Here is a 22782-nt window from a genome sequence, read left to right as displayed (position 1 = left end):
GTTCTATCCTGCGATCCGCCAGCCGCGTTCGGCCAGCTCGGTGGTGAGTCGGTCCGCCGCCTCGGGGAGCACGGCGATCTCGGCGAGGCCGACCTGGCGGCCGGGCGAGTGCTCGAGGCGGAGGTCTTCGAGGTTGACGCCGATCTCGCCGACCTCGGCGAGCAGGCGCGCGAGCTGGCCCGGTCGGTCGTCGACCATGACGACGACGGTCGTGAAGCGCTTGTCGGTGCCGTGCTTGCCGGGCAATCGCTCGACGCCCGTGTTGCCGCCGGTCAGCTCCTCGGCCACGCGACGACGGGCGCCGGGAGCGGTGGGGTCGGCGAGCGCGTCGATGAACCGGTCGAGGTCGTCGCGGTAGGCCAGCAGGATCTCGCGGACGGATGCCGCGTTGGCGCCGAGGATCTGGACCCACAGGTCGGGGTCGCTCGCGGCGATGCGCGTGACATCGCGCACGCCCTGCCCGGCGAGGCCGAGCGCGGCGTTCGGCGCGTCGATGAACCGGCGCGCCATGATGCTCGAGACCACCTGCGGCACGTGCGAGATGAGCGCGACGCCGCGGTCGTGCTCCTCCGGGGTCATCTCGACGAGCGTCGCGCCGAGGTCGAGGATGAGGTCGTCGATCGCGCTCGCGCGCCGGTAGCTGATCTCGTCGTGCGCGGCGACCACCCAAGGGCGACCCGCGAACAGGTCGGCGCGCGCCGCGAGCGGGCCGCCGCGCTCGCGCCCGGCGAGCGGGTGCGAGCCGATGTAGCGCGAGACGTCCGCGCCGGCCGCGACGAGCTCGGAGAGGATGCCCGCCTTGACGCTCGCGACATCGGTGACGATCGCGTCGGGGAACGCGGCGAGCTCCTCGCCGACGACGCGCGCCGTGACATCCGGCGGTACCGCCACGACGATGAGCTGCGGGGCGTCGTCGGCTCGCGCGGGGCGCCCCGCGCCGAGGTCGACCGCGATGGCGACGTGCGTGGGCGACGCGTCGGCGAGGATCACGTCGATGCCGCGTGCGCGCAGCCCGAGCGCGACGCTCGTGCCGAGCAGGCCGGCGCCGACGACGCGCACGGGACCGATGAGCCGTGACTCGACCACGTCAGCGCTTCCCCTTCCGGCCGGCATCCGCCGCCCGCGCGATGGTCAGGAGCTGGCCGAGTTCGATCTTAGACAACTCGCGCACGGCGCCCGACTTGAGCGTGCCGAGGTGCAGCGGCCCGAACTGGCGCCGCACGAGCTCGACCACCGGATGGCCGACCGCGTCGAGCATGCGCCGCACGATGCGGTTGCGCCCCGAGTGCAGCGTGATCTCGACCATGGTGTGGCCCGAGTCGGGCTGCGGCTGCAGGATCTTCGCGCGGTCGGCGCGGATCGGGCCGTCCTCGAGCTCGACGCCGCGCTTGAGCTGCTGCAGCGTCTGCGGCGTCATCCGCCCCCGCACCTTGGCGATGTAGGTCTTCTCGACGCCGAACGACGGGTGCGCGAGCACGTGCGCGAGCTCGCCGTCGTTCGTGAGCAGCAGCAGGCCGCTCGTGTCGCCGTCGAGCCGGCCGACGTTGAACACGCGCACCTCGAGCGGGTCGGTGAAGCGGCGCAGGTCGGGCCGGCCCTGCTCGTCGCGCATCGACGAGACGACGCCGCGCGGCTTGTTCAGCATGAAGTAGCGCTTGTCCTGGTCGAGCTGCACGGCCGTGCCGTCGACGGCGACCTGGTCGGCGACGGGGTCGATGCGCGTGCCGAGCTCGGTCACGACGCGGCCGTTCACCTCGACCCGGCCCTCGACGATGAGGTTCTCGGCGACGCGGCGGCTCGCGACGCCCGCCGCGGCGAGCGCCTTCTGGAGCCGGACGCCCCCGGGCAGGTCGCCGGCGTCGCCGGCATGCTCAGACGTGGTCACGTTCGAATCCCTCCTGGCCGCCGTCGAGCAGCGGCGAGATCGGCGGCAGGTCGTCGAGCGACGCGATGCCGAGGTTCGTCAGCAGCACGTCGGTCGTGCCGTACAGGATGGCACCGGTCTCCTCATCGGTGTCGACCTCGGTGACGAGCCCACGGCCGAGCAGCGTGCGCACGACCGAGTCGACGTTGACCGCGCGGATCGACGCGATCGAGGAGCGCGAGATCGGCTGCTTGTACGCGATCACGGCGAGCGTCTCGAGCGCGGCCTGCGAGAGCCGGGTCGAGGTCTGCGCGAGCACCGCGCTCGTGATGAGCGCGTCATACTCCTGCCTGGCGTAGAAGCGCCACCCTCCGCCGACCTCGCGCAGTTCGAACGCACGCCGGATGCCGCCGGCCGGAGCCTGCTCGACGGCGTCGGTGCGCGGCTCGCCGGAGGGCGCGCCGCCGTCGTAGTCCGCCCGCAGGCGTGCGATCGCCGCGCGGACCTCGGCGATCGGGCGCGCGACCGCGGCCGCGAGGTGCACGAGGCTCTGCGGCTCGTCGGCGATGAACAGCAGCGCCTCGAGGGCGCGGTCGAGGTCGAGGTGCGGTTGTCCCGGCACGTCGAGCGGCGTCGCCACCGATACCTCCGGGCCCGCGGGGGTCGCCCGGTCGGAGCCCGGCTCCACCGCGGCATCCGTCTCACTCGTCATAGTCGGCCCCCAGGCTCTCGAGGTTGTCGTCGGACCAGTGCTCGCTCGCCGCCCAGCGCAGCGTGAGCTCTCCCAGCGGCTCGAGCTGCTCGAACCCGATCGCCGCGTGCCGGTACAGCTCGAGCACCGCGAGGAACCGTGCCACCACGACACCCGTGCGGTCGACGCCGGCGATGAGCTGCCGGAAGGTGACCGGCTCGCCGCGCCGCAGCACCGCGACGACGCGCGCCGCCTGCTCGCGGATCGACACGAGCGGCGCGTGCAAGTGGTCCAGGCCCACCACGGGGACCTCGCGCGGCGTGAGCGCGAGCATCGCGAGCGCCGCGAAGTCCTCGGGGCCGAGCGTCCAGCGCAGCTCGGGCACGCGCTGGCGGAAGCGCTCCTCGAGCCGCACGGTGCGGGCGTGCCGCCCGGACTCGTCCTCGAACCGCCCGCCGAACCAGCGCGCGGCCTCCTTGAACGCTCGGTACTGCAGCAGCCGGGCGAAGAGGAGATCGCGCGCCTCGAGCAGCGCCACGTCCTCGGCGTCGACGAGCTCGCCCTGCGGCAGCAGCCCCGCGACCTTGAGGTCGAGCAGCGTGGCGGCGACGACCAGGAACTCGCTCGCGCGGTCGAGGTCCTCGTTCGTCTCGATGCCGCGCAGGTACGCGATGAACTCGTCGGTCACGGCCGAGAGCGACACCTCGGTGATGTCGAGCTCGTGCTTGGCGATGAGCGAGAGCAGCAGGTCGAACGGACCCTCGAAGTTGGAGAGGGCGACGCGGAACTCGGCACCGGACTCGGCCGCCGGCGCCTGGTCGCGCTCGTCGCCCTCGGAAGGGGCCGCTGCCGCCGCCCTCGGCTCAGGCGACCGCGCCACGGTCGACCAGCTCCCTGGCGAGCTGACGATACGCCTTCGACGCCGAGTGCTCCGGCGCGAACTCCGTGATCGGGGTGGCCGCCACCGTCGCGTCGGGGAACTTCACCGTGCGGGTGATGACCGTCTCGAGCACCTGGTCGCCGAACGCCTCCACCACGCGCTCGAGGACCTCGCGCGAGTGCAGGGTGCGCGCGTCGTACATGGTCGCGAGGATCCCGTCGAGCTCGATCGCCGGGTTCAGCCGGTCGCGCACCTTGTCGATGGTCTCGATGAGCAGCGCCACGCCGCGCAGCGCGAAGTACTCGCACTCGAGCGGGATGATGACGCCGTGACTGGCGGTGAGCGCGTTCACGGTCAGCAGGCCGAGCGAGGGCTGGCAGTCGATGAGCACGACGTCGTAGTCGCCCGAGACCTTGCGCAGCACACTCGCGAGGATCTGCTCGCGCGCGACCTCGGTGACCAGGTGCACCTCGGCGGCCGACAGGTCGATGTTGGCGGGGATCACGTCGAGGTTGGCGACGCCGGTCTGCTGGATGGCATCCTTCGGCTCGACGTTGCGCGCGAGCAGCAGGTCGTAGATGGTGGGCGCGTCGTGCGTCTGCACGCCGAGCCCCGCCGAGAGCGCCCCCTGGGGGTCGAAGTCGACGGCGAGCACCCGGCGGCCGTAGTCGGCCAGCGCCGCGCCGAGGTTGATGGTCGTGGTCGTCTTGCCGACGCCGCCCTTCTGGTTGCACAGGGCGATGATGCGCGCGGGGCCGTGGGAGCGGAGCTCGGCCGGTTCGGGGAAGTCGCGTGCGGGACGACCGGTGGGACCGAGATCCGACTCCAGCGTGGCGGTGCCGTCCGCCGGGTCGTACATCTCGTGGGTCACGGTGCGGTCTCTCTCCGGTCGTCGGCTGCGATGGCTTGGTCGATTCTAACGAGCGCGGGGGTGGGCAGCCGTGTACATCTCCCGGAGTGTGTCGGCTGTGACCAGCGTATAGATCTGGGTCGTGGCGACCGAGGAGTGCCCGAGGAGCTCCTGCACGACGCGCACGTCCGCTCCTCCGGCGAGCAGGTGCGTCGCGAACGAGTGCCGCAGGGTGTGCGGTGAGACGGATGCCGCGACGCCGGCCCGCTCCGCCGCATCCTGCAGCACCTGCCACACGGCCTGGCGCGACATCCGCCGCCCGCGCACGCCGAGGAAGAGCGCGGGCGTCGCGCTCCCCCGCGCCGAGAGCATGGGACGCGACCGCACGAGGTACGCGTCGATCGCACGCCGCGCGTAGCTGCCGACGGGCACGATGCGCTGCTTGCCGCCCTTGCCGAAGAGGCGCACGACCTCGTCGTCGACGAGGTCGTCGACGTTCAGCGCCGTCACCTCGGATACGCGCGCACCCGTCGCGTAGAGCAGTTCGAGCAGCGCGACGTCGCGCAGCGCGGTCGCCTCGTCGCCGGTCCTCGCGGCCTCGAGGATCGCCGTCACCTGCTCGACCGGGATCGCCTTCGGCAGCCGCATCGGCAGCTTGGGCGGGCGCAGGCCCTTCGCCGGGTCGGTCGGCGTGCGCCCCTCCTCGGCGAGGAAGCGGTGCAGCCCGCGCACCGCGGAGAGCACGCGCGCGATCGAGGAGACCGCGAGCCGCGGCTCGCGCTCGGCGCCGAGGAAGCGCACGAACCCGGGCAGGTCGGCCTCGGTCACCCGCTCGGGCCCGTCGATGCCGCGTTCGTCCAGCCAGCACTCGTAGAGCCCGAGGTCGCGACGGTACGACGCGATGCTGTTGCGCGCGAGGCCGCGTTCCACGGTGAGGTGCCGCAGGTAGTCGTCGACCGCGCGCGAGGTCACGCCGCGCCGGGCCTCTGCGAGGGGTGCGCCGGCCACGCCGCGTCCGCCGGCGCGAGCGTCGACCACCCGCGCGACCGTGACGCGTGCGCGGCGAGCACGCCGACCGTGAGCGACGGGTTGCCGACGCGGCGCGCGAGCACCGCGTCGACGCACTCGTCGAGCGGCACCCAGCGCGCCTCCATGTCGGCCTCCTCGTCGACCCGCGCGTGCACCTCGGGTGCGTCCGCGAGTCCGCGCGCGAGGTAGATCCGCAGCGCCTCGTCGCTGCCGCCGGGCGTCGTGAAGTAGTCGGCGAGCACGGCCCAGTCGGATGCGACGAGGTCGACCTCCTCGGCGAGCTCGCGCTTCGCGGCCTCGAGGGGCGATTCGTGCGCGATGTCGAGCAAGCCGGCCGGGATCTCCCAGTCGCGGGCCCGCACCGGGTGCCGGTACTGCTTGATCAGCAGCACCCGCTCGTCGTCGTCGAGCGCGAGGATCGCGACCGCACCGGGGTGCACGACGTAGTCGCGCACGATGCGGTCGCCCCGCTCGCCGTACCCGAGCGTGTCGCGCCGGACGTCCCAGATGCGGCCCTCGAAGACCGTCTCGCGCTCGGCGACGGGCAGGTCGACGTACTCGTCGGCGGGCTTGGGAACGTCAGGCATTGCTCACGTCGAACAGCAGGCTGGCCTGCTGGCGCTCGAGCGCTGCGGCGATGAGCCCGCGGAAGAGCGGGTGCGCATCGTTGGGGCGGCTGCGCAGCTCGGGATGGGCCTGCGTGGCGACGTAGAACGGGTGCACCTCGCGCGGCAGCTCGACGAACTCGACGAGGTGCCGGCTCGGCGACATGCCCGAGAAGACCAGGCCCGCCTCGGCGATGCGGTCGCGGTAGGCGTTGTTGACCTCGTACCGGTGGCGGTGCCGCTCGGAGACCTCGGTCGAGCCGTACAGCTCGGCGACGATCGAGCCCTCGTCGAGCTTCGCCGGGTAGAGGCCCAGGCGCATGGTCCCGCCCAGGTCGCCGCCCGCGATGATCTCGACCTGCTCCTCCATGGTCGCGATGACCGGGAACTCGGTGTCGGGGTCGAACTCGCTCGAGGATGCGCCCGGGAGGCCGGCGACGTTGCGCGAGTACTCGATGACCATGCACTGGAGCCCGAGGCACAGGCCGAGCGTCGGGATGCCGTTCTCGCGCGCGAAGTGCAGCGCGCCGAGCTTGCCCTCGATGCCGCGCACGCCGAAGCCACCCGGCACGAGGATGCCGTCGAGGTGCGCGAGCCGCTCCTTCGCACCCTCGGGCGTGCGGCACTCGTCGGACGGGATCCACTCGATCTTCACCTTGGTGTCGTTCGCGAAGCCGCCGGCGCGCAGCGCCTCGGTGACCGACAGGTACGCGTCGGGCAGGTCGATGTACTTGCCGACGAGCCCGATCGTCACCTCGTGCTTCGGGTCGTGCACGACGCGCAGCAGGTCGGACCATCCGGACCAGTCGACATCGCCGGCCTTCTCGCCGAGCCCGAGGGCGTCGATGAGGTAGGCGTCGAGGCCCTGCTCGTGCAGCATCGTCGGGATGTCGTAGATCGAGGGCACGTCGACGGCGTTCACGACCGCGGCCTCGTCGACGTCGCACATGAGCGCGATCTTGCGCTTGTTCGCCTCGGTGACCGGGCGGTCGCTGCGGAGCACGAGCGCGTCGGGCTGGATGCCGATCGATCGCAGTGCGGCGACGGAGTGCTGGGTGGGCTTGGTCTTCTGCTCGCCCGACGCACCCATGAAGGGCACGAGCGAGACGTGCACGAAGAACACGTTCTTCCGTCCGAGCTCGTGGCGCACCTGGCGGGCCGACTCGATGAACGGCTGCGACTCGATGTCGCCGACCGTGCCGCCGATCTCGGTGATGATCACGTCGGGCTTGGGCGACTCGGAGGCCTGCAGGCGCATCCGTCGCTTGATCTCGTCGGTGATGTGCGGGATGACCTGCACCGTGTCGCCGAGGTACTCGCCGCGGCGCTCCTTGGCGATGACGGTCGAGTAGATCTGCCCGGTCGTGACGTTGGCCGCCTGCGAGAGGTTGATGTCGAGGAACCGCTCGTAGTGCCCGATGTCGAGGTCGGTCTCGGCTCCGTCGTCGGTCACGAAGACCTCGCCGTGCTGGAACGGGTTCATCGTGCCCGGGTCGACGTTGAGGTAGGGGTCGAGCTTCTGCATCACCACCCGCAGGCCCCGGGCCGTGAGGAGGTTGCCCAGGCTGGCCGCCGTGAGTCCCTTGCCCAACGAGGAAACGACGCCACCAGTCACGAAGATGTGCTTGGTCACGCCGTTGGTGAGGTCAGTGTTCGAATTGTCTGCGCCGCGATCATCCACCACGGGCTTGTAGTCTATCCGACTCTCGGCTGGGAACACCCCGACATGCGGAACGCGTGTCGGGCGAGCGCGCGGAGGCGGCGTCGCGCGGCCGGCGGGATGCCCGCGCCGGGCGGAGGTCGCGGCGCGCTCAGGCGGCGGTGTCGGCGATCTCGAGCAGCTCGCGTGCGTGTGCGAGCCCGCTCTCGGAATCCGCGAGCCCGGACAGCAGCCGCGCCATCTCGGCCTCGCGGTCGGCGCCGGCGAGCTGGCGCACGCTCGAGGCGGTGACGCGGCCGTCGGTGCCCTTGACGATGCTCAGGTGATTCGAGGCGAAGGCCGCGACCTGCGCGAGGTGCGTGACCACGATGACCTGCGACCGCTCGGCGAGCCGCGCGAGCCGTCGGCCGATCTCGATCGCGGCGGCACCGCCCACGCCGGCGTCGACCTCGTCGAACACGAACGTCGGCACCGGGTCGGCGCCGGCGATCACGACCTCGATCGCGAGCATGACCCGCGAGAGCTCGCCGCCGGAGGCCCCCTTGGACACGGGGCGCGGCTCGGCGCCGGGGTGCGGTCGGAGCAGGATCGACACCTGGTCCTGGCCGTGCGGTCCCGGCTCGGCGGCGCGCTCGACGAGCACCGTGAGCTCGGCGTCGGGCATGGCCAGCGCCGCCAGTTCGGCGGTCACCTCGCGTGCGAGGCGCTCCGCGGCGGCCGCGCGCAGGGCGCTCACGCGCTCGGCGAGCTCGGCCACCTCGGCCGCACGGCGCTCGACGGTCGCCTCGAGCTCGGTGATGCGGTCGTCGTCGCCGTCGAGCTCGACGAGCCGGAGCCCGCCGTCGTGGCGGAACGCGAGCACCTCCTCGATGCCGCCGTGCCGTCGGATGAGGCCCTGGAGCACCGCACGGCGCTCCTGCACGCCCTCGAGCTCGGCCGCGCCGTCGGCATCGAGGCCCGCGAGGTAGCCGGAGAGTTCGGCGGCCGCGTCGGCGAGCGCGAACCCGGCGGTGGCGACCGACTCGGCGATCGGCGCGAGCGCCGGGTCGTGCGCGACGACGCGGTCGACATGGCGGCGTGCGGCCTCGACGAGCGTGATCGCATCGGGCGCGTCGTCGGCGGCCGCTTCGGCCGAGATGAGCTCGCGAGCCTGCGCCGCAGCGAGGCGGAGGTCCTCCAGGTTCGTCAGCCGCTCGGCACGCTCCTGGAGCGCCGCATCCTCGCCGGGCTGCGGGTCGGCCGCCTCGATCTCGTCGAGCGCGAGGCGCAGCTCCTCGGCCTCGCGGGCGCGTTCGTCGTGGTGCTCCTGCAGGCGGCGCAGTTCGTCGGCGTCGCCGCGCCAGCCCTGGTAGGCGTCGCGGTACGCCTGGAGCGCGGCCGCCAGTTCGGAGCCGGCGAATCGGTCGAGTGCGTCGCGCTGCGCGCTCGTGGAACGGAGCCGTTGCTGGTCGGCCTGCCCGTGCACGACGACGAGGTGGTCGGCGAGCTCGGCGAGCACGCCGACCGGCGCGCTGCGCCCCCCGACGATCGCACGGCTGCGCCCCTCGGCCGAGACCGAACGGCCGAGCAGCAGCTCGCCGCCGTCGATCTCGCCGCCCGCGTCGGCGACGCGCTCGGCGACGGGAGCGACGTCGTCGAGCAGCCAACGCCCCTCGACCCACGCCTGCTTGGCGCCGGCCCGCACGGTGCCGGCATCGGCACGGGCGCCGAGCAGCAGGCCGAGCGCGGTGACGACCATGGTCTTGCCCGCGCCCGTCTCGCCCGTCACGGCGGTGAACCCCCGGCCGAGCGGCAGCGTCGCCTCGGCGATGACGCCGAGATCCCGGATTCCGAGCTCCTCAATCACCGGCGACCGGCCCCCTCCATCCCGTCACGGGAAGCTGGAACTTGTTGACGAGCCGATCGGTGAACGGCGCCTGGTGCAGACGGGCCAGCCGCACCGGGATCGACGACCGCCGCACGATGACGCGTGCGCCGGGCGGCAGTTCGAACATGCGACGGCCGTCGCACCAGATGACGGCAGACGCCTCGGTGCGTTGCAGCACCTCGATGGCGAGCGAGGAGTCGGGGCCGACGACCAGCGGCCTCGCGAACAACGCGTGCGCCGACAGCGGCACGAGCAGGAGGGCCTCGACCGCGGGCCACACGACGGGCCCGCCGGCGGAGAACGAGTAGGCGGTCGAACCCGTCGGCGTCGACATCACCACGCCGTCGCAGCCGAACGAGGAGAGCGGGCGGCGGTCGACCTCGATGACGACCTCGAGCATCCGTTCGCGCTCGGCCTTCTCGACGGTGGCCTCGTTCAGCGCCCAGCTCTCGTACACCACCTGATCGCCGACCTTGGCCCGCACCGAGAGCGTCATGCGCTCCTCGACGGTGTAGTCGCGGGAGAGCGCACGGCCCACGGTGTAGCCGAGGTCGTCGCGCTCGCTCTCGGCGAGGAACCCGACGTGGCCGAGGTTCACCCCGAGCAGCGGCACCGAGTGCTCGCGCGTGAGCTCGGCGGCGCGGAGGATGGTGCCGTCGCCGCCGAGGACGATCGCCAGCTCGAGGTGCTTCGGCGAGACCTCCTCGAAGCGCTTGACGACGCCCTCGAGCTCGGGCAGCGCGGTGAGCACGTCGTGCCACTGCTCGTGCGCGACGACCGGCACGGCGCCCGCGGCCGCGAGCTGCCCGCACACGTCGGCCGTCGCCTCGAGGGCGGCGGCCCGGCCGGTGTGGGAGACCACGAGGAAATGCCGTGCATCGCTCACGCCGTGACGCCTCCCGTCGCTTCTCGGACCCGACCCGACCATTCTGACGGATCGGTGCCGCGGGTCGCGCTCAGCAGCACCAATGCCTCGCGATTGCCGTGCGTGCCCGCGATTGGGGAGGACAGGACGCCGGCGACCCGCAAGCCGAGGTCGTGGCCCGCCCAGAGCACGTTCATGACCGCGTCGGCGCGGGCATCGGCATCGCGCACGACGCCTTCGCGCGTGCCGCTGCGGCCCACCTCGAACTGGGGTTTCACGAGCAGCACGAACTCGGCGTCGGGCGCCGCGGAGGAACGCAGCGCCGGAAGCACGGTGGTCAGCGAGATGAAGGACAGGTCGGCCGTCACGAGGCTCGGACGCTCGTCGACCCCGGTGAGGCGCGCGAGCGACGCGGCGTCGAGGTGACGCACGTTGCACCCCTCGACGAGCACGAGGCCCGGCGCCGACGCGAGCCGGGGCGCGAGCTGGCCGTGGCCGACGTCGACGGCGAGCACCGTGCGCGCTCCGCGCTCGAGCAGGACCTGACTGAAGCCGCCCGTGGACGCGCCCGCGTCGAGCACGACCCGCCCGGCGGGGTCGACGCCGAACGCGTCGAGTGCGGCGATGAGCTTGTGCGCGGCGCGGCTGACGTAGTGGTCGGCCCCGGCGACCTCGAGGACCGCGTCGTCGGCGACGCGATGGGACGGCTTGACGACCGGCCGGCCGTCGACCGTGACGAGTCCATCGGCGATGAGCGCGGCCGCGTGCGTGCGCGACCGCGCGAGCCCGCGAGCCGCGAGGGCGGCGTCGAGTCGCTGGTCGGGCACGGTCAGCCCGATGCGCGAGCGGGATCGGACCGCTCGAGTTCGCGACGGAGCTGCTCGACGAGCGCGTCGTAGCCGGCGGCCCGCTCCTCGAGCGGCGCGGCCTCGATCACGGCGAGCCCGTCGGCCGCCGCGGCCGCGAGGTCGTTCGCGGCCTCGATCGGGTCGTCGACGTCGAGATCTCCTGTGCTCACCCCTCCACGCTACCGGGTGCCGCCGACACCGCGAGCGGAACGCGCCCGCTCAGCGGTACAGCCGCTCCGGCACGTCGAGTGCGTGGATCGCGGTGCCGCACTCCCAGATCACGAGGCACGCGGCGCGGAGCAGGTCGAGCGGCTCGTCGCCGTCGCGCTCGATCACCACCGAGCGTCCGTCGACGCGCACCAGCGCGCGGCCGACCCGCACGGCACCGCGCGTGCGCTCGGCCACCGGGTACGGCTCGTGGAGCTGGCGCAGGTCGGCGAGGATGAAGTCCGGCCGGCTCGCGGCATCCGCGGCCAGCACCTGCTTCGCGCGGTCGATTCCAGTGAGCACGACCGCCGACGCGATGCCCGCACGGTTCGCACCGCGGATGTCGGTGTCCAGTCGATCGCCGACCATGAGCGGATGCTGCGCGCCGAACCGCTCGCGCGCCTCGTCGAAGATCGGCGTCTCGGGCTTGCCCGCGACCTCCGGGAACTGACCCGCCGCCGTGTGCACCGCGGAGACCAGCGTGCCGTTGCCGGGGGCGATGCCGCGCTCGACGGGGATCGTCCAGTCCATGTTCGTCGCGATCCACGGGATGCCGCCCGGCTCTCCCGGACCGCCGTGCGCGTTGAGGGCGAACGCCGCCTCGGCGAGCTGCCGCCATCCGACGTCGGGGTGGAAGCCCTGCATGACCGCGTCGGGTGCATCGTCGGCCGAGCGCGTCACGCGGTAGCCGCCGCGCTCGAGCTCGGTCACGATCCCCTCTCCCCCGACGACCAGGACGAGCGCGCCGGGCGCGACGGATGCCGCGAGCAGCCGCATCGCGGCCTGGGGCGAGGTCACGACGTCGCGCGCGGTCGCGCGCAGCCCGAGCGAGGACAGGTGGGCGGCGACCTGTTCGTCGCTCCGCGACGCGTTGTTGGTGATGTACCCCACCGGGAGCGCCTCGGCGACGCGGTTCAGGCTCTCGACCGCGTGCGGGATGGCGTGCGGGCCCGCGTAGACGACCCCGTCGAGGTCGGCGAAGACCGCGTCGACGCCGTCGAGCGGCGTGGTCGCGCGCGGGCGCGAGCCGAACAGGGGCGTCATGCCCCGGGCGCGTCGTCGTCGAGGTCGGCGGTCTCCGCGAGGATCGCGGCGACCTCTGGCTCGATGGCCTCGCCCGGGTCGCCGTCGACGAGGTCCGCCCCGGACTCCTCGTCGTCGGCGTGGTGCCCCGCGACGTCCGGCTCGATCTCGGATGGCGCAGTTGCGGACTGCTCGGGTGCCGACGTGTCGGCGTCGTCCTCGAGTTCGAAGACCTCGACGACGTCGGGCAGCGTGCCCTCCAGTGCCGCTTCGGCGCGCTCGGCGAGGCCGCGCCAGCGCGCGGCGTCGGTCGTGCGGCCGAGCTCCTCGAGCACCTCGGCGTAGGCCGAGAACAGGGCGGGGCTGTAGGAGAAGGCGCGATCGGGGTCGAGCTGGGGCACCTCGAGCTCCGCGAGCGCGAGGTCGGGCTGACCGAGATCGAGGCGCGCCCCGGACATCGCGATCGCGAGGGCGGCCTGGACCGACGCCGGCAGCGTCGAACGGTCGACGGAGCGGCCGAGCTCGAGCGCGCGATCGGGCCTGCCGACGCCGCGCTCGCTGTCGACCATGAGCGGGAGCTGGTCGTCCCGCCCGGTCAGCCGGCGGAACGTGCGCAGTTCGCGCAGCGCGAGCGCGAAGTCACCGGTCGCGTACGCCGTGATCGCGAGCGTCTCGCGAACCACCCCGACGCGCCCGGCCCGTCGTGCGGCCGAGAGCGCGTGGCGATGCGCGAGCTGCGGGTCGTGCTCGAGCGCCTCGGCCGCCGCGACCAGGTGCCGCGCCACCCAGTCCGCGTTCTCCTTGGAGAGCGTCTTCAGTTCGGCGCGTGCGGCGCCGTCGAGGTCGCGCGCCGTGATCCGCTCGGGGATCTCGGGGTCGTCGTGACGAGGTCGGACACTGAGGTCGGCGGCGCCGTGGCCGGCGATGCGAGGAGCTCGCTCGGTCCTCCGGTCGGTGTCGCGTCCGCGGCGGTCGCCGTCGCGAACGGGTCGGCCGTGCCCCGGCCGCTCCCCGCCGCGGGCCCGGTCGCCGTGCGGGCGCCCGGTGCCCTCGCGGTCGCTCCGTGCGTACGGCTTCCGGTCGCCGCGGCCGCTGGAGGGAGCACGGTCGCCGTGCTGGCGACGCTCGCCGTCGCGCGAACCACCGGCGTAGGGCTTCCGCTCGCCGTACTCGCGACGCTCACCGTCACGCGAACCACCGGCGTACGGTCTCCGCTCGCCGTCGCGCGAACCGCCCGCATACGGCTTCCGCTCGCCGTACTGGCGACGCTCACCGTCACGCGACCCGCCGCTGTAGGGCTTCCGCTCGCCGTATGGCTTCCGCTCGCCGTACTCGCGGCGGTCGCCGTCACGCGACCCGCCACCGGCGGGCTTGCGGTCGCCGTACGGCTTCCGCTCGCCGTACTGGCGTCGCTCACCGTCACGCGACCCTCCGCCGCCGGGCTTGCGCTCGCCGTAGGGCTTCCGCTCGCCGTACTGGCGACGCTCCCCGTCACGCGACCCGCTGCCCGAGGGCCTGCGGTCTCCGCCCGAGCGAGGTGCTCCGCCCCGTTCGGGCGCACCTCCCCGCGCGCCATCGCGGCCCTGCCGGCCCTGGCTGCGCTTGGGGCGGTCCTCGCCCGCCGGCTCCTGCGTCGAATCGCTCACGGTGTTCCTGTCGTGTCGTCGTGGGAGTCCTCGTGGACTCAACCGTACCGCCGGGCCGAACGGGCCCGTGAACGAAAAATGGCCACCCGCCGGCGTTCGCAATTGAACGCAGTGGGTGGCCACTTCTCAATGAATGTCCGGCGGTGTCCTACTCTCCCACAGGGTCGCCCCTGCAGTACCATCGGCGCTGCGAGTCTTAGCTTCCGGGTTCGGAATGTGTCCGGGCGTTTCCCTCGCGCTATGGCCGCCGAAACTCTAGGACCAACCTTGGTTCCCGTGTGGGGGGTTGGTGGTTTCGGGGCACCCCTGGTCCTCCGTGTGGGGGGTGGGGTGCGGGTATCACTGTGTGATTGTGTTGGGTTTCCGTCTGAAGGGAACCACAGAGTGGACGCGAGTACATCAGGCCACACATCTCGCCTTTTGCAAACATGATGTGTGTGGTGATTGTCAAGTTGTCGGCGTATTAGTACCAGTCAGCTGCACACCTTGCGGTGCTTCCACATCTGGCCTATCAACCCAGTCGTCTGGCTGGGAGCCTCTCCCCCGAAGGGATGGAAATCTCATCTTGAGGCCGGCTTCCCGCTTAGATGCTTTCAGCGGTTATCCATCCCGAACGTAGCTAACCAGCGGTGCTCCTGGCGGAACAACTGGCACACCAGAGGTTCGTCCAACCCGGTCCTCTCGTACTAGGGTCAGATCCTCTCAAATTTCCTGCGCGCGCAGAGGATAGGGACCGAACTGTCTCACGACGTTCTAAACCCAGCTCGCGTACCGCTTTAATGGGCGAACAGCCCAACCCTTGGGACCTACTCCAGCCCCAGGATGCGACGAGCCGACATCGAGGTGCCAAACCATGCCGTCGATATGGACTCTTGGGCAAGATCAGCCTGTTATCCCCGAGGTACCTTTTATCCGTTGAGCGACAGCGCTTCCACAAGCCACTGCCGGATCACTAGTCCCGACTTTCGTCCCTGCTCGACCTGTCAGTCTCACAGTCAAGCTCCCTTGTGCACTTACACTCGCCACCTGATTGCCAACCAGGTTGAGGGAACCTTTGGGCGCCTCCGTTACTCTTTGGGAGGCAACCGCCCCAGTTAAACTACCCACCAGGCACTGTCCCTGAACCGGATCACGGTTCGAAGTTAGATATCCAGAGTGACCAGAGTGGTATTTCAACAATGACTCCACGAACACTGGCGTGCCCGCTTCACAGTCTCCCACCTATCCTACACAAGCCACACCGAACACCAATACCAAGCTGTAGTAAAGGTCACGGGGTCTTTCCGTCCTTCTGCGCGTAACGAGCATCTTTACTCGTAATGCAATTTCGCCGAGTTCGCGGTTGAGACAGCTGGGAAGTCGTTACGCCATTCGTGCAGGTCGGAACTTACCCGACAAGGAATTTCGCTACCTTAGGATGGTTATAGTTACCACCGCCGTTTACTGGGGCTTAAATTCTCAGCTTCGCCGTGAGGCTAACCGGTCCTCTTAACCTTCCAGCACCGGGCAGGCGTCAGTCCGTATACATCGTCTTGCGACTTGGCACGGACCTGTGTTTTTAGTAAACAGTCGCTTCCCACTGGTCTCTGCGGCCTTCAACGCTCCGGGAGCAAGTCCCTTCACGAATCCGGCCCCCCTTCTCCCGAAGTTACGGGGGCATTTTGCCGAGTTCCTTAACCACGATTCTCTCGATCTCCTCGGTATTCTCTACCTGACCACCTGAGTCGGTTTGGGGTACGGGCGGCTGGAACCTCGCGTCGATGCTTTTCTCGGCAGCATAGGATCACCCACTTTTCATCCGCGTCACGTCTCAGCCTGGATGAGCGACGGATTTGCCTATCGCTCGGCCTACACGCTTGCCCCGGGACAACCATCGCCCGGGCTGGGCTACCTTCCTGCGTCACACCTGTTAATACGCTCACTCCACCAGACGGGGTCGCATGCCGCCCCGCACGTCACCCCGAAGGGATCGGCACGGCTTGGGATGCTTAGCACTCCTGGTCTCGTGTGGGCGGTTCTTCGCCGGTACGGGAATATCAACCCGTTGTCCATCGACTACGCCTGTCGGCCTCGCCTTAGGTCCCGACTTACCCAGGGCAGATTAGCTTGACCCTGGAACCCTTGGTCTTCCGGAGGACGGGTTTCTCACCCGTCTTTCGCTACTCATGCCTGCATTCTCACTCGTGTGCCGTCCACGGCTGGTTTCCACCGCCGCTTCACCCGGCACACGACGCTCTCCTACCCATCACCACGACTGGACCACGAAGGCCTATCGATATGCGGTAATGCCACGACTTCGGTGGCGTGCTTGAGCCCCGTTACATTGTCGGCGCGGAATCACTTGACCAGTGAGCTATTACGCACTCTTTCAAGGGTGGCTGCTTCTAAGCCAACCTCCTGGTTGTCTGTGCAACTCCACATCCTTTCCCACTTAGCACGCGCTTAGGGACCTTAGTCGGTGGTCTGGGTTGTTTCCCTCTCGACGATGAAGCTTATCCCCCACCGTCTCACTGCTGCGCTCTCACTTACCGGCATTCGGAGTTTGGCTGACGTCAGTAACCTGTTGGGGCCCATCGGCCATCCAGTAGCTCTACCTCCGGCAAGAAACACGCAACGCTGCACCTAAATGCATTTCGGAGAGAACCAGCTATCACGAAGTTTGATTGGCCTTTCACCCCTATCCACAGCTCATCCCCTCAGTTTTCAACCTAAGTGGGTTCGGTCCTCCACGACGTCTTACCGTCGCTTCAACCTGGCCATGGATAGATCACTTCGCTTCGGGTCTAGGACCTGCGACTGAATCGCCCTATTCAGACTCGCTTTCGCTACGGCTGCCCCACACGGGTTAACCTCGCCACAGATCACTAACTCGCAGGCTCATTCTTCAAAAGGCACGCCGTCACCAGAACAAGCTGGCTCCGACGGTTTGTAAGCAAACGGTTTCAGGTACTATTTCACTCCCCTCCCGGGGTACTTTTCACCTTTCCCTCACGGTACTTGTCCGCTATCGGTCATCTGGGAGTATTTAGGCTTATCAGGTGGTCCTGACAGATTCACACGGGATTTCTCGGGCCCCGTGCTACTTGGGATCCCCTTCCGGCCGGCCGGGCATTTCGACTACGGGACTCACACCCACTCTGGTCCGGCTTTCAATCCGGTTCGTCTATACCCGACGCGTCACCGTCGCTGTCCGGCAGAACAGCACGAAAGGTCCCACAACCCCGACCATGCAACCCCTGCCGGGTATCACACATGACCGGTTTAGCCTCTTCCGCTTTCGCTCGCCACTACTCACGGAATCACGGTTGTTTTCTCTTCCTGTGGGTACTGAGATGTTTCACTTCCCCACGTTCCCTCTACCCGCCCTATATATTCAGGCGGGAGTCACCAGGTCACCACAAGGGGCCTGGCGGGGTTTCCCCATTCGGAAATCCTCGGATCACAGCTCGTTTATCAGCTCCCCGAGGCTTATCGCAGATTACGACGTCCTTCTTCGGCTCCAGATGCCAAGGCATCCACCGTTTGCTCTTAGAAACTTGAAATCACATGAGTTGAATCGATCGCGCACCCGAAAGTGCGAGATTGACCAATGATCAGTCCGACACGACCCCGAAGGACCGCATCGTGCATGATCTCGTGATCGACACCCCAACGCTCCGAAGAACACCAGGGCATCAATCTAAGATGCTCGCGTCCACTATGTAGTTCTCAACAGACGGCCAGAACCCCCACCCCACCAAGCAACCGCTCGGCTTCATGAAGGCCTGAAGAGTCCAAACCGCCCCCCAACGCCCCGCACACCAAGTGCGAACCGCAGGAAGACTGCGCCCGGTCCCTCAGGACCCAACAGCGTGCACGCACCAGCCCCGCCAACCCCCACCGTTCCAACCCACCGAGGCGGGCGTACTAGATCGAAGCTCTTGCGACCGATGCCTATGTCAATGTTCCACCCATGAGCAGCCGACCAAGGACATTCGCCTTGATGCCGGCATGCCTGGAAGATCCGAAGACCTCCAGATGCTCCTTAGAAAGGAGGTGATCCAGCCGCACCTTCCGGTACGGCTACCTTGTTACGACTTAGTCCTAATCACCGATCCCACCTTCGACGGCTCCCTCCACAAGGGTTAGGCCACCGGCTTCGGGTGTTACCGACTTTCATGACTTGACGGGCGGTGTGTACAAGGCCCGGGAACGTATTCACCGCAGCGTTGCTGATCTGCGATTACTAGCGACTCCGACTTCATGAGGTCGAGTTGCAGACCTCAATCCGAACTGAGACCGGCTTTTTGGGATTCGCTCCGCCTTACGACATCGCAGCCCTTTGTACCGGCCATTGTAGCATGCGTGAAGCCCAAGACATAAGGGGCATGATGATTTGACGTCATCCCCACCTTCCTCCGAGTTGACCCCGGCAGTCTCACATGAGTCCCCACCATAACGTGCTGGCAACATGCGACGAGGGTTGCGCTCGTTGCGGGACTTAACCCAACATCTCACGACACGAGCTGACGACAACCATGCACCACCTGTATACGAGTGTCCAAAGAGTTGACCATTTCTGGCCCGTTCTCGTATATGTCAAGCCTTGGTAAGGTTCTTCGCGTTGCATCGAATTAATCCGCATGCTCCGCCGCTTGTGCGGGCCCCCGTCAATTCCTTTGAGTTTTAGCCTTGCGGCCGTACTCCCCAGGCGGGGCGCTTAATGCGTTAGCTACGACACGGAAACCGTGGAAAGGTCCCCACATCTAGCGCCCAACGTTTACGGCGTGGACTACCAGGGTATCTAATCCTGTTCGCTCCCCACGCTTTCGCTCCTCAGCGTCAGTAAGTGCCCAGAGACCTGCCTTCGCCATCGGTGTTCCTCCTGATATCTGCGCATTCCACCGCTACACCAGGAATTCCAGTCTCCCCTACACCACTCAAGTCTGCCCGTACCCACCGCAGACCTCAGGTTGAGCCTGAGGATTTCACGGCAGACGCGACAAACCGCCTACGAGCTCTTTACGCCCAATAATTCCGGACAACGCTCGGACCCTACGTATTACCGCGGCTGCTGGCACGTAGTTAGCCGGTCCTTTTTCTGCAGGTACCGTCAAGCCGAAGCCCTTCTTCCCTACTAAAAGCGGTTTACAACCCGAAGGCCGTCATCCCGCACGCGGCGTTGCTGCATCAGGCTTGCGCCCATTGTGCAATATTCCCCACTGCTGCCTCCCGTAGGAGTCTGGGCCGTGTCTCAGTCCCAGTGTGGCCGGTCACCCTCTCAGGCCGGCTACCCGTCGACGCCTTGGTGAGCCGTTACCTCACCAACAAGCTGATAGGCCGCGAGTCCATCCCAAACCGAAAAACTTTCCACCAACCCCCATGCGGGAGAAGGTCCTATCCGGTATTAGCTCCGATTTCTCGGGGTTATCCCAGAGTCCAGGGCAGGTTACTCACGTGTTACTCACCCGTTCGCCACTAATCCACCCAGCAAGCTGGGCTTCATCGTTCGACTTGCATGTGTTAAGCACGCCGCCAGCGTTCGTCCTGAGCCAGGATCAAACTCTCCAAAAAAACTTGTTCAACCAACCCCCGAAGAGGCCAGTCAAGAGATGATCTCTGACAGAGAAACAACTGACTCGAAAATCAAATTGTCCATCAATCAAAGGAAACCCATCCCCCACCCCAAAAGGCAGGAAACACGGGGTTCAAAAAATTGGCATTGAACATAGTGCACGCTGTTGAGTTCTCAAGAAACGGACGCACCCGGGTCACGACCGCTCGACGCGGACCGATCAGCCGAGGCTGTTTCGTTGTGTTCCATCCGGGGATCCTCGAGGGACCGTGACCGGACGCTTCGAACCAGGACGATCGAGATCGTGAGGTTCGGGATCGTGTACCGCTTGAGGAGGAGAAGCTCTTTCGCTTCTCTCGCTCCTGTGGGGCAACGAATGAATACTTTACGGAGATCGAGGACCTCCCGCAACTCGTCCCTGCATCCCGGGCGTGTCGCCCGTCATTCCGCCCAACTCGGGGCATCGGACCCCCACGCATGCGGCGCCGCGCTCCAGCCCATCGGGCCCTCCGGCGAGGCGATCGCGGGCATCGGGATCCGCTGGACGCCGGCAGGGCCGGCAAGGTCGGTCGAGCACGCGTTCCGGGCGTCGTCGTCCAGACCGCCGGCCGGCGTCGTCTCCACGTGCCGCGGCATGGTGAGCAGTTCCGCGGCGGTCCGGCGCAGCGACATCCGGGCCAGCCAGCTGCCGCCCTCGACCTCGCGACGTGCGAGGAGCGCCGCGACCGCGGCCGTGAGCAGGTACCCGGTCGCGTGGTCGAGTGCCTGGGCGGGCAAGGCGCCCGGCGCGTCCGGGCCGCCCTCGACCATCGCGATCCCGCTCGCGGCCTGCACGAGGCTGTCGAACCCGCCGCCATCGGCGACCTCGGGCCCGAAGCCCCACGCCGAGAGCTGCGCGACGACCAGGCCGGGATGCTGCGCCGCGAGCTCGCGCGGGTCGAGGCCGAGGCGTGCGAGCGCGCCCGGCCGGTACCCGAGCACGACCACGTCGGCCGAGCCGAGGAGGGCGTTGAAGCGAGCCGCGTCGTCGGCGGCCCGCAGGTCGAGGAGCGCGGAGCGCTTGCCCGGGCCCGTGTCGAGATGCTGCCAGGCGATCTCGGGAGGGGACGGCGGATCGACGCGGAGCACGTCGGCGCCGAGGAGCGCGAGGCTCCGCGTCGCCACCGGACCGGCGATCACTCGGGTGAGGTCGAGCACCCTGACGCCGGCGAGCGGGAGCGCCGAGACGGGACGCGATGCGCGCGTGCGACGGCGACCCGCGCCATCCCCGAGCCGGCTCACCTCGACGAGCGGCCCGTCCGCGAGACGTCGGTCCGCTTCGGGGTCCTCCGGTGCGACCGCGATACACATGCCGCCCGCGGCGGTGACCTCGTGCGCGAGCTCATCCGCGCTCCACTGCGCCACGGCCGCGTCGACGAACGCCGGGTCCGCGACCTCCGTCGCAGACAGCCCGAGCACGCGTCGGAGCGCCGCCGCATGGTGCGGGTAGTTGCCGTGCGTGCGGACCCACCCGTCGCGCGCACGACGGAACCCGGACAGCGGCGCCCACACGTCGGGCGCGACGCCGTCGAAGCGCATGACGCGCTCGCTCTGGAACGCCGCGGCGATGCGGTCGCCGTCGAGGCGGATCGATCCGGCCGATGCCTGCGGCGCCCAGGCCGCAAGCGAGGCGGCGGCGACGGATGCCACGGCGAGCGCCGGCACGTCGAGGCGCGCCGGCAGGGGGACGTCGGGCAGCGGGGCGACTCGTGCGAGTTCGGCGGGGTCGCGCTCGAGTTCGCGCCAGACGCGCGCGAGGAGGCGCTCGCCCGCTCCCCCGCCCGTCATCGTCGGCTACCGGACGAACACGCCCGCGAGCGTCTTCTTGCCGCGGCGGAGGACCGCCATGCCCCCCGAGGGGACGCGGTCGGAGATCGTCGCCGTCTCGTCGTCGACGCGCACGTTGTCGAGCGACACGCCGCCCTGGGCGATCGCGCGGCGGCCCTCGCTGAGGCTCGACACGAGCCCGGTGTCGACGAGCAGCTGCACGATCGGCGCACCGGGCTCGGCCTCGGTGTTGGGCAGCTCGCGGAGCGCGGCCTCGAGCGTGGCCGGGTCGAGGCCGGCCAGGTCGCCCTGGCCGAAGAGCGCCTGCGACGCGGCCACGACCGCGGCCGTGGCCTCCGCGCCGTGCACCAGCGTCGTCACCTCGTGCGCGAGCACCCTCTGCGCCTCGCGACGGAACGGCTCGCTCTCGACCTTGGCGGCGAGTTCCTCGATCCGCTCGCGCGAGAGGAAGGTGAACACCTTGAGCCGGCCGATCACGTCGGCATCGTCGGTGTTCAGCCAGAACTGGTAGAAGCGGTACGGGCTGCACATCTCGGCGTCGAGCCAGATCGCGTTGCCCTCGCTCTTGCCGAACTTGGTGCCGTCGGAGTTCGTGATGAGCGGCGTGCCGATCGCGTGCGCGTGCGCGCCCTCGACGCGGTGGATGAGGTCGGTGCCGCTCGTGAGGTTGCCCCACTGGTCGCTGCCGCCGGTCTGCAGCACGCAGCCGTACTGGCGGTAGAGCTCGAGGAAGTCGTAGCCCTGCAGGATCTGGTAGCTGAACTCGGTGTAGCTGATGCCGGCGTCGGAGTTCAGCCGGGAGGCGACCGCATCCTTCTTCAGCATCGTGCCGACGCGGTAGTGCTTGCCGATGTCGCGGAGGAAGTCGATCGCCGAGAGACCCTCGGTCCAGTCGAGGTTGTTGACCATGCGGACCGCGTTCTCGCCCTCGCTCGAGAGGAAGCGGCTCACCTGCGCGCGCAGGCGGCCGACCCAGTCGGCGACGGTCTCCTTGGTGTTCAGCGTGCGCTCGGCCGTGGGGCGGGGATCGCCGATGAGCCCGGTCGAGCCGCCGACCAGCCCGAGGGGCTTGTGCCCGGCGAGCTGGAGGCGGCGCAGCGTGAGGATCTGCACGAGGTTGCCGAGATGCAGGCTGGGCGCAGTCGGGTCGAACCCGCAGTAGTACGTGATCGGCTCCCCTGCGAGCAGGCGCTTGAGCGCGGCCTCGTCGGTCGAGACGTGGACGAGCTCGCGCCAGCGGAGCTCCTCCCAGACGTCGTCGAACGTGGGGTCGTTCTGCTGTTCGGCGAGGATCGCGGGGTCGGACACGACTGCAAGGGTAGCAGCGGGCCGCCCGACCAAGTCTGAAGCCCAGGCACTTGAGTGC

Annotated in this window: 16 protein-coding genes and 3 rRNA genes; all 19 read right to left on the bottom strand. The window is 69.0% G+C overall.

Going from position 1 to position 22782, the window contains the following annotated elements:
- Window positions 1-3: 3 nt before the first annotated feature.
- The gene (locus tag JOD46_RS10015) at window positions 4-1113 is read right to left on the bottom strand and encodes a prephenate dehydrogenase (protein WP_204393863.1); all 1110 of its coding nucleotides are present in this window, start codon (window positions 1111-1113) and stop codon (window positions 4-6) included.
- On the bottom strand, window positions 1088-1885 hold the full coding sequence (locus tag JOD46_RS10010; protein ID WP_307834993.1) for a pseudouridine synthase: 798 nt from the start codon (window positions 1883-1885) through the stop codon (window positions 1088-1090). Before JOD46_RS10010 ends, JOD46_RS10015 begins: the two co-directional genes overlap by 26 nt.
- A complete protein-coding gene (gene scpB, locus JOD46_RS10005) occupies window positions 1872-2576 on the bottom strand; it encodes an SMC-Scp complex subunit ScpB (protein ID WP_204393862.1) in 705 nt (234 codons plus the stop codon). Before scpB ends, JOD46_RS10010 begins: the two co-directional genes overlap by 14 nt.
- Entirely contained in the window at window positions 2566-3435 is an 870-nt protein-coding gene (locus tag JOD46_RS10000) for a segregation and condensation protein A (protein ID WP_204393860.1), read from the bottom strand. The genes scpB and JOD46_RS10000 overlap by 11 nt, the downstream gene beginning before the upstream one ends.
- The gene (locus JOD46_RS09995; RefSeq protein WP_204396492.1) at window positions 3419-4294 is read right to left on the bottom strand and encodes a ParA family protein; all 876 of its coding nucleotides are present in this window, start codon (window positions 4292-4294) and stop codon (window positions 3419-3421) included. The genes JOD46_RS10000 and JOD46_RS09995 overlap by 17 nt, the downstream gene beginning before the upstream one ends.
- Before the next feature lie 57 nt (window positions 4295-4351).
- Window positions 4352-5293, bottom strand: a complete 942-nt coding sequence (gene xerD, locus JOD46_RS09990; protein WP_307834992.1) for a site-specific tyrosine recombinase XerD — start codon at window positions 5291-5293, stop codon at window positions 4352-4354.
- Entirely contained in the window at window positions 5254-5901 is a 648-nt protein-coding gene (locus tag JOD46_RS09985) for an NUDIX domain-containing protein (RefSeq protein ID WP_204393858.1), read from the bottom strand. Before JOD46_RS09985 ends, xerD begins: the two co-directional genes overlap by 40 nt.
- Window positions 5894-7603: a CTP synthase gene (gene pyrG, locus JOD46_RS09980; protein WP_307834991.1), complete on the bottom strand. Its 1710-nt coding sequence runs from the start codon at window positions 7601-7603 to the stop codon at window positions 5894-5896. The genes JOD46_RS09985 and pyrG overlap by 8 nt, the downstream gene beginning before the upstream one ends.
- Before the next feature lie 127 nt (window positions 7604-7730).
- Entirely contained in the window at window positions 7731-9425 is a 1695-nt protein-coding gene (gene recN, locus JOD46_RS09975; RefSeq protein ID WP_204393856.1) for a DNA repair protein RecN, read from the bottom strand.
- Window positions 9418-10374 (bottom strand): NAD kinase, encoded by a 957-nt coding sequence (locus JOD46_RS09970; RefSeq protein ID WP_204393854.1) that lies wholly within the window; start codon window positions 10372-10374, stop codon window positions 9418-9420. The genes recN and JOD46_RS09970 overlap by 8 nt, the downstream gene beginning before the upstream one ends.
- Window positions 10329-11144, bottom strand: a complete 816-nt coding sequence (locus tag JOD46_RS09965) for a TlyA family RNA methyltransferase (protein WP_204396489.1) — start codon at window positions 11142-11144, stop codon at window positions 10329-10331. The genes JOD46_RS09970 and JOD46_RS09965 overlap by 46 nt, the downstream gene beginning before the upstream one ends.
- On the bottom strand, window positions 11141-11329 hold the full coding sequence (locus JOD46_RS09960; protein WP_204393852.1) for a hypothetical protein: 189 nt from the start codon (window positions 11327-11329) through the stop codon (window positions 11141-11143). Before JOD46_RS09960 ends, JOD46_RS09965 begins: the two co-directional genes overlap by 4 nt.
- Window positions 11330-11378: 49 nt before the next feature.
- Window positions 11379-12410: an HAD-IIA family hydrolase gene (locus JOD46_RS09955; protein WP_204393850.1), complete on the bottom strand. Its 1032-nt coding sequence runs from the start codon at window positions 12408-12410 to the stop codon at window positions 11379-11381.
- Complete coding sequence (locus tag JOD46_RS18580) at window positions 12407-14035, bottom strand: primosomal protein (protein ID WP_239562682.1); 1629 nt, start codon at window positions 14033-14035, stop codon at window positions 12407-12409. The genes JOD46_RS09955 and JOD46_RS18580 overlap by 4 nt, the downstream gene beginning before the upstream one ends.
- A gap of 135 nt (window positions 14036-14170) precedes the next feature.
- Window positions 14171-14287, bottom strand: a 5S ribosomal RNA gene (gene rrf, locus JOD46_RS09945).
- 191 nt (window positions 14288-14478) lie between these two features.
- A 23S ribosomal RNA gene (locus JOD46_RS09940) occupies window positions 14479-17577 on the bottom strand.
- A gap of 486 nt (window positions 17578-18063) precedes the next feature.
- Window positions 18064-19588: ribosomal RNA gene (locus JOD46_RS09935) — 16S ribosomal RNA — on the bottom strand.
- Together the 16S, 23S and 5S rRNA genes form the textbook arrangement of a ribosomal RNA operon.
- A gap of 442 nt (window positions 19589-20030) precedes the next feature.
- Window positions 20031-21416 carry a CoA transferase gene (locus JOD46_RS09930; RefSeq protein ID WP_239562680.1) on the bottom strand — a complete coding sequence of 462 codons (1386 nt, stop codon included), beginning with the start codon at window positions 21414-21416 and terminating at the stop codon, window positions 20031-20033.
- 6 nt (window positions 21417-21422) lie between these two features.
- Window positions 21423-22724 (bottom strand): tyrosine--tRNA ligase, encoded by a 1302-nt coding sequence (tyrS, locus tag JOD46_RS09925; RefSeq protein WP_307834989.1) that lies wholly within the window; start codon window positions 22722-22724, stop codon window positions 21423-21425.
- Window positions 22725-22782 lie beyond the last annotated feature (58 nt).

Source organism: Agromyces aurantiacus (assembly GCF_016907355.1).
Lineage (GTDB): Bacteria > Actinomycetota > Actinomycetes > Actinomycetales > Microbacteriaceae > Agromyces > Agromyces aurantiacus.
Note: the sequence above shows the minus strand (reverse complement) of the source record. Positions and strands in the feature narration are given on the sequence as shown.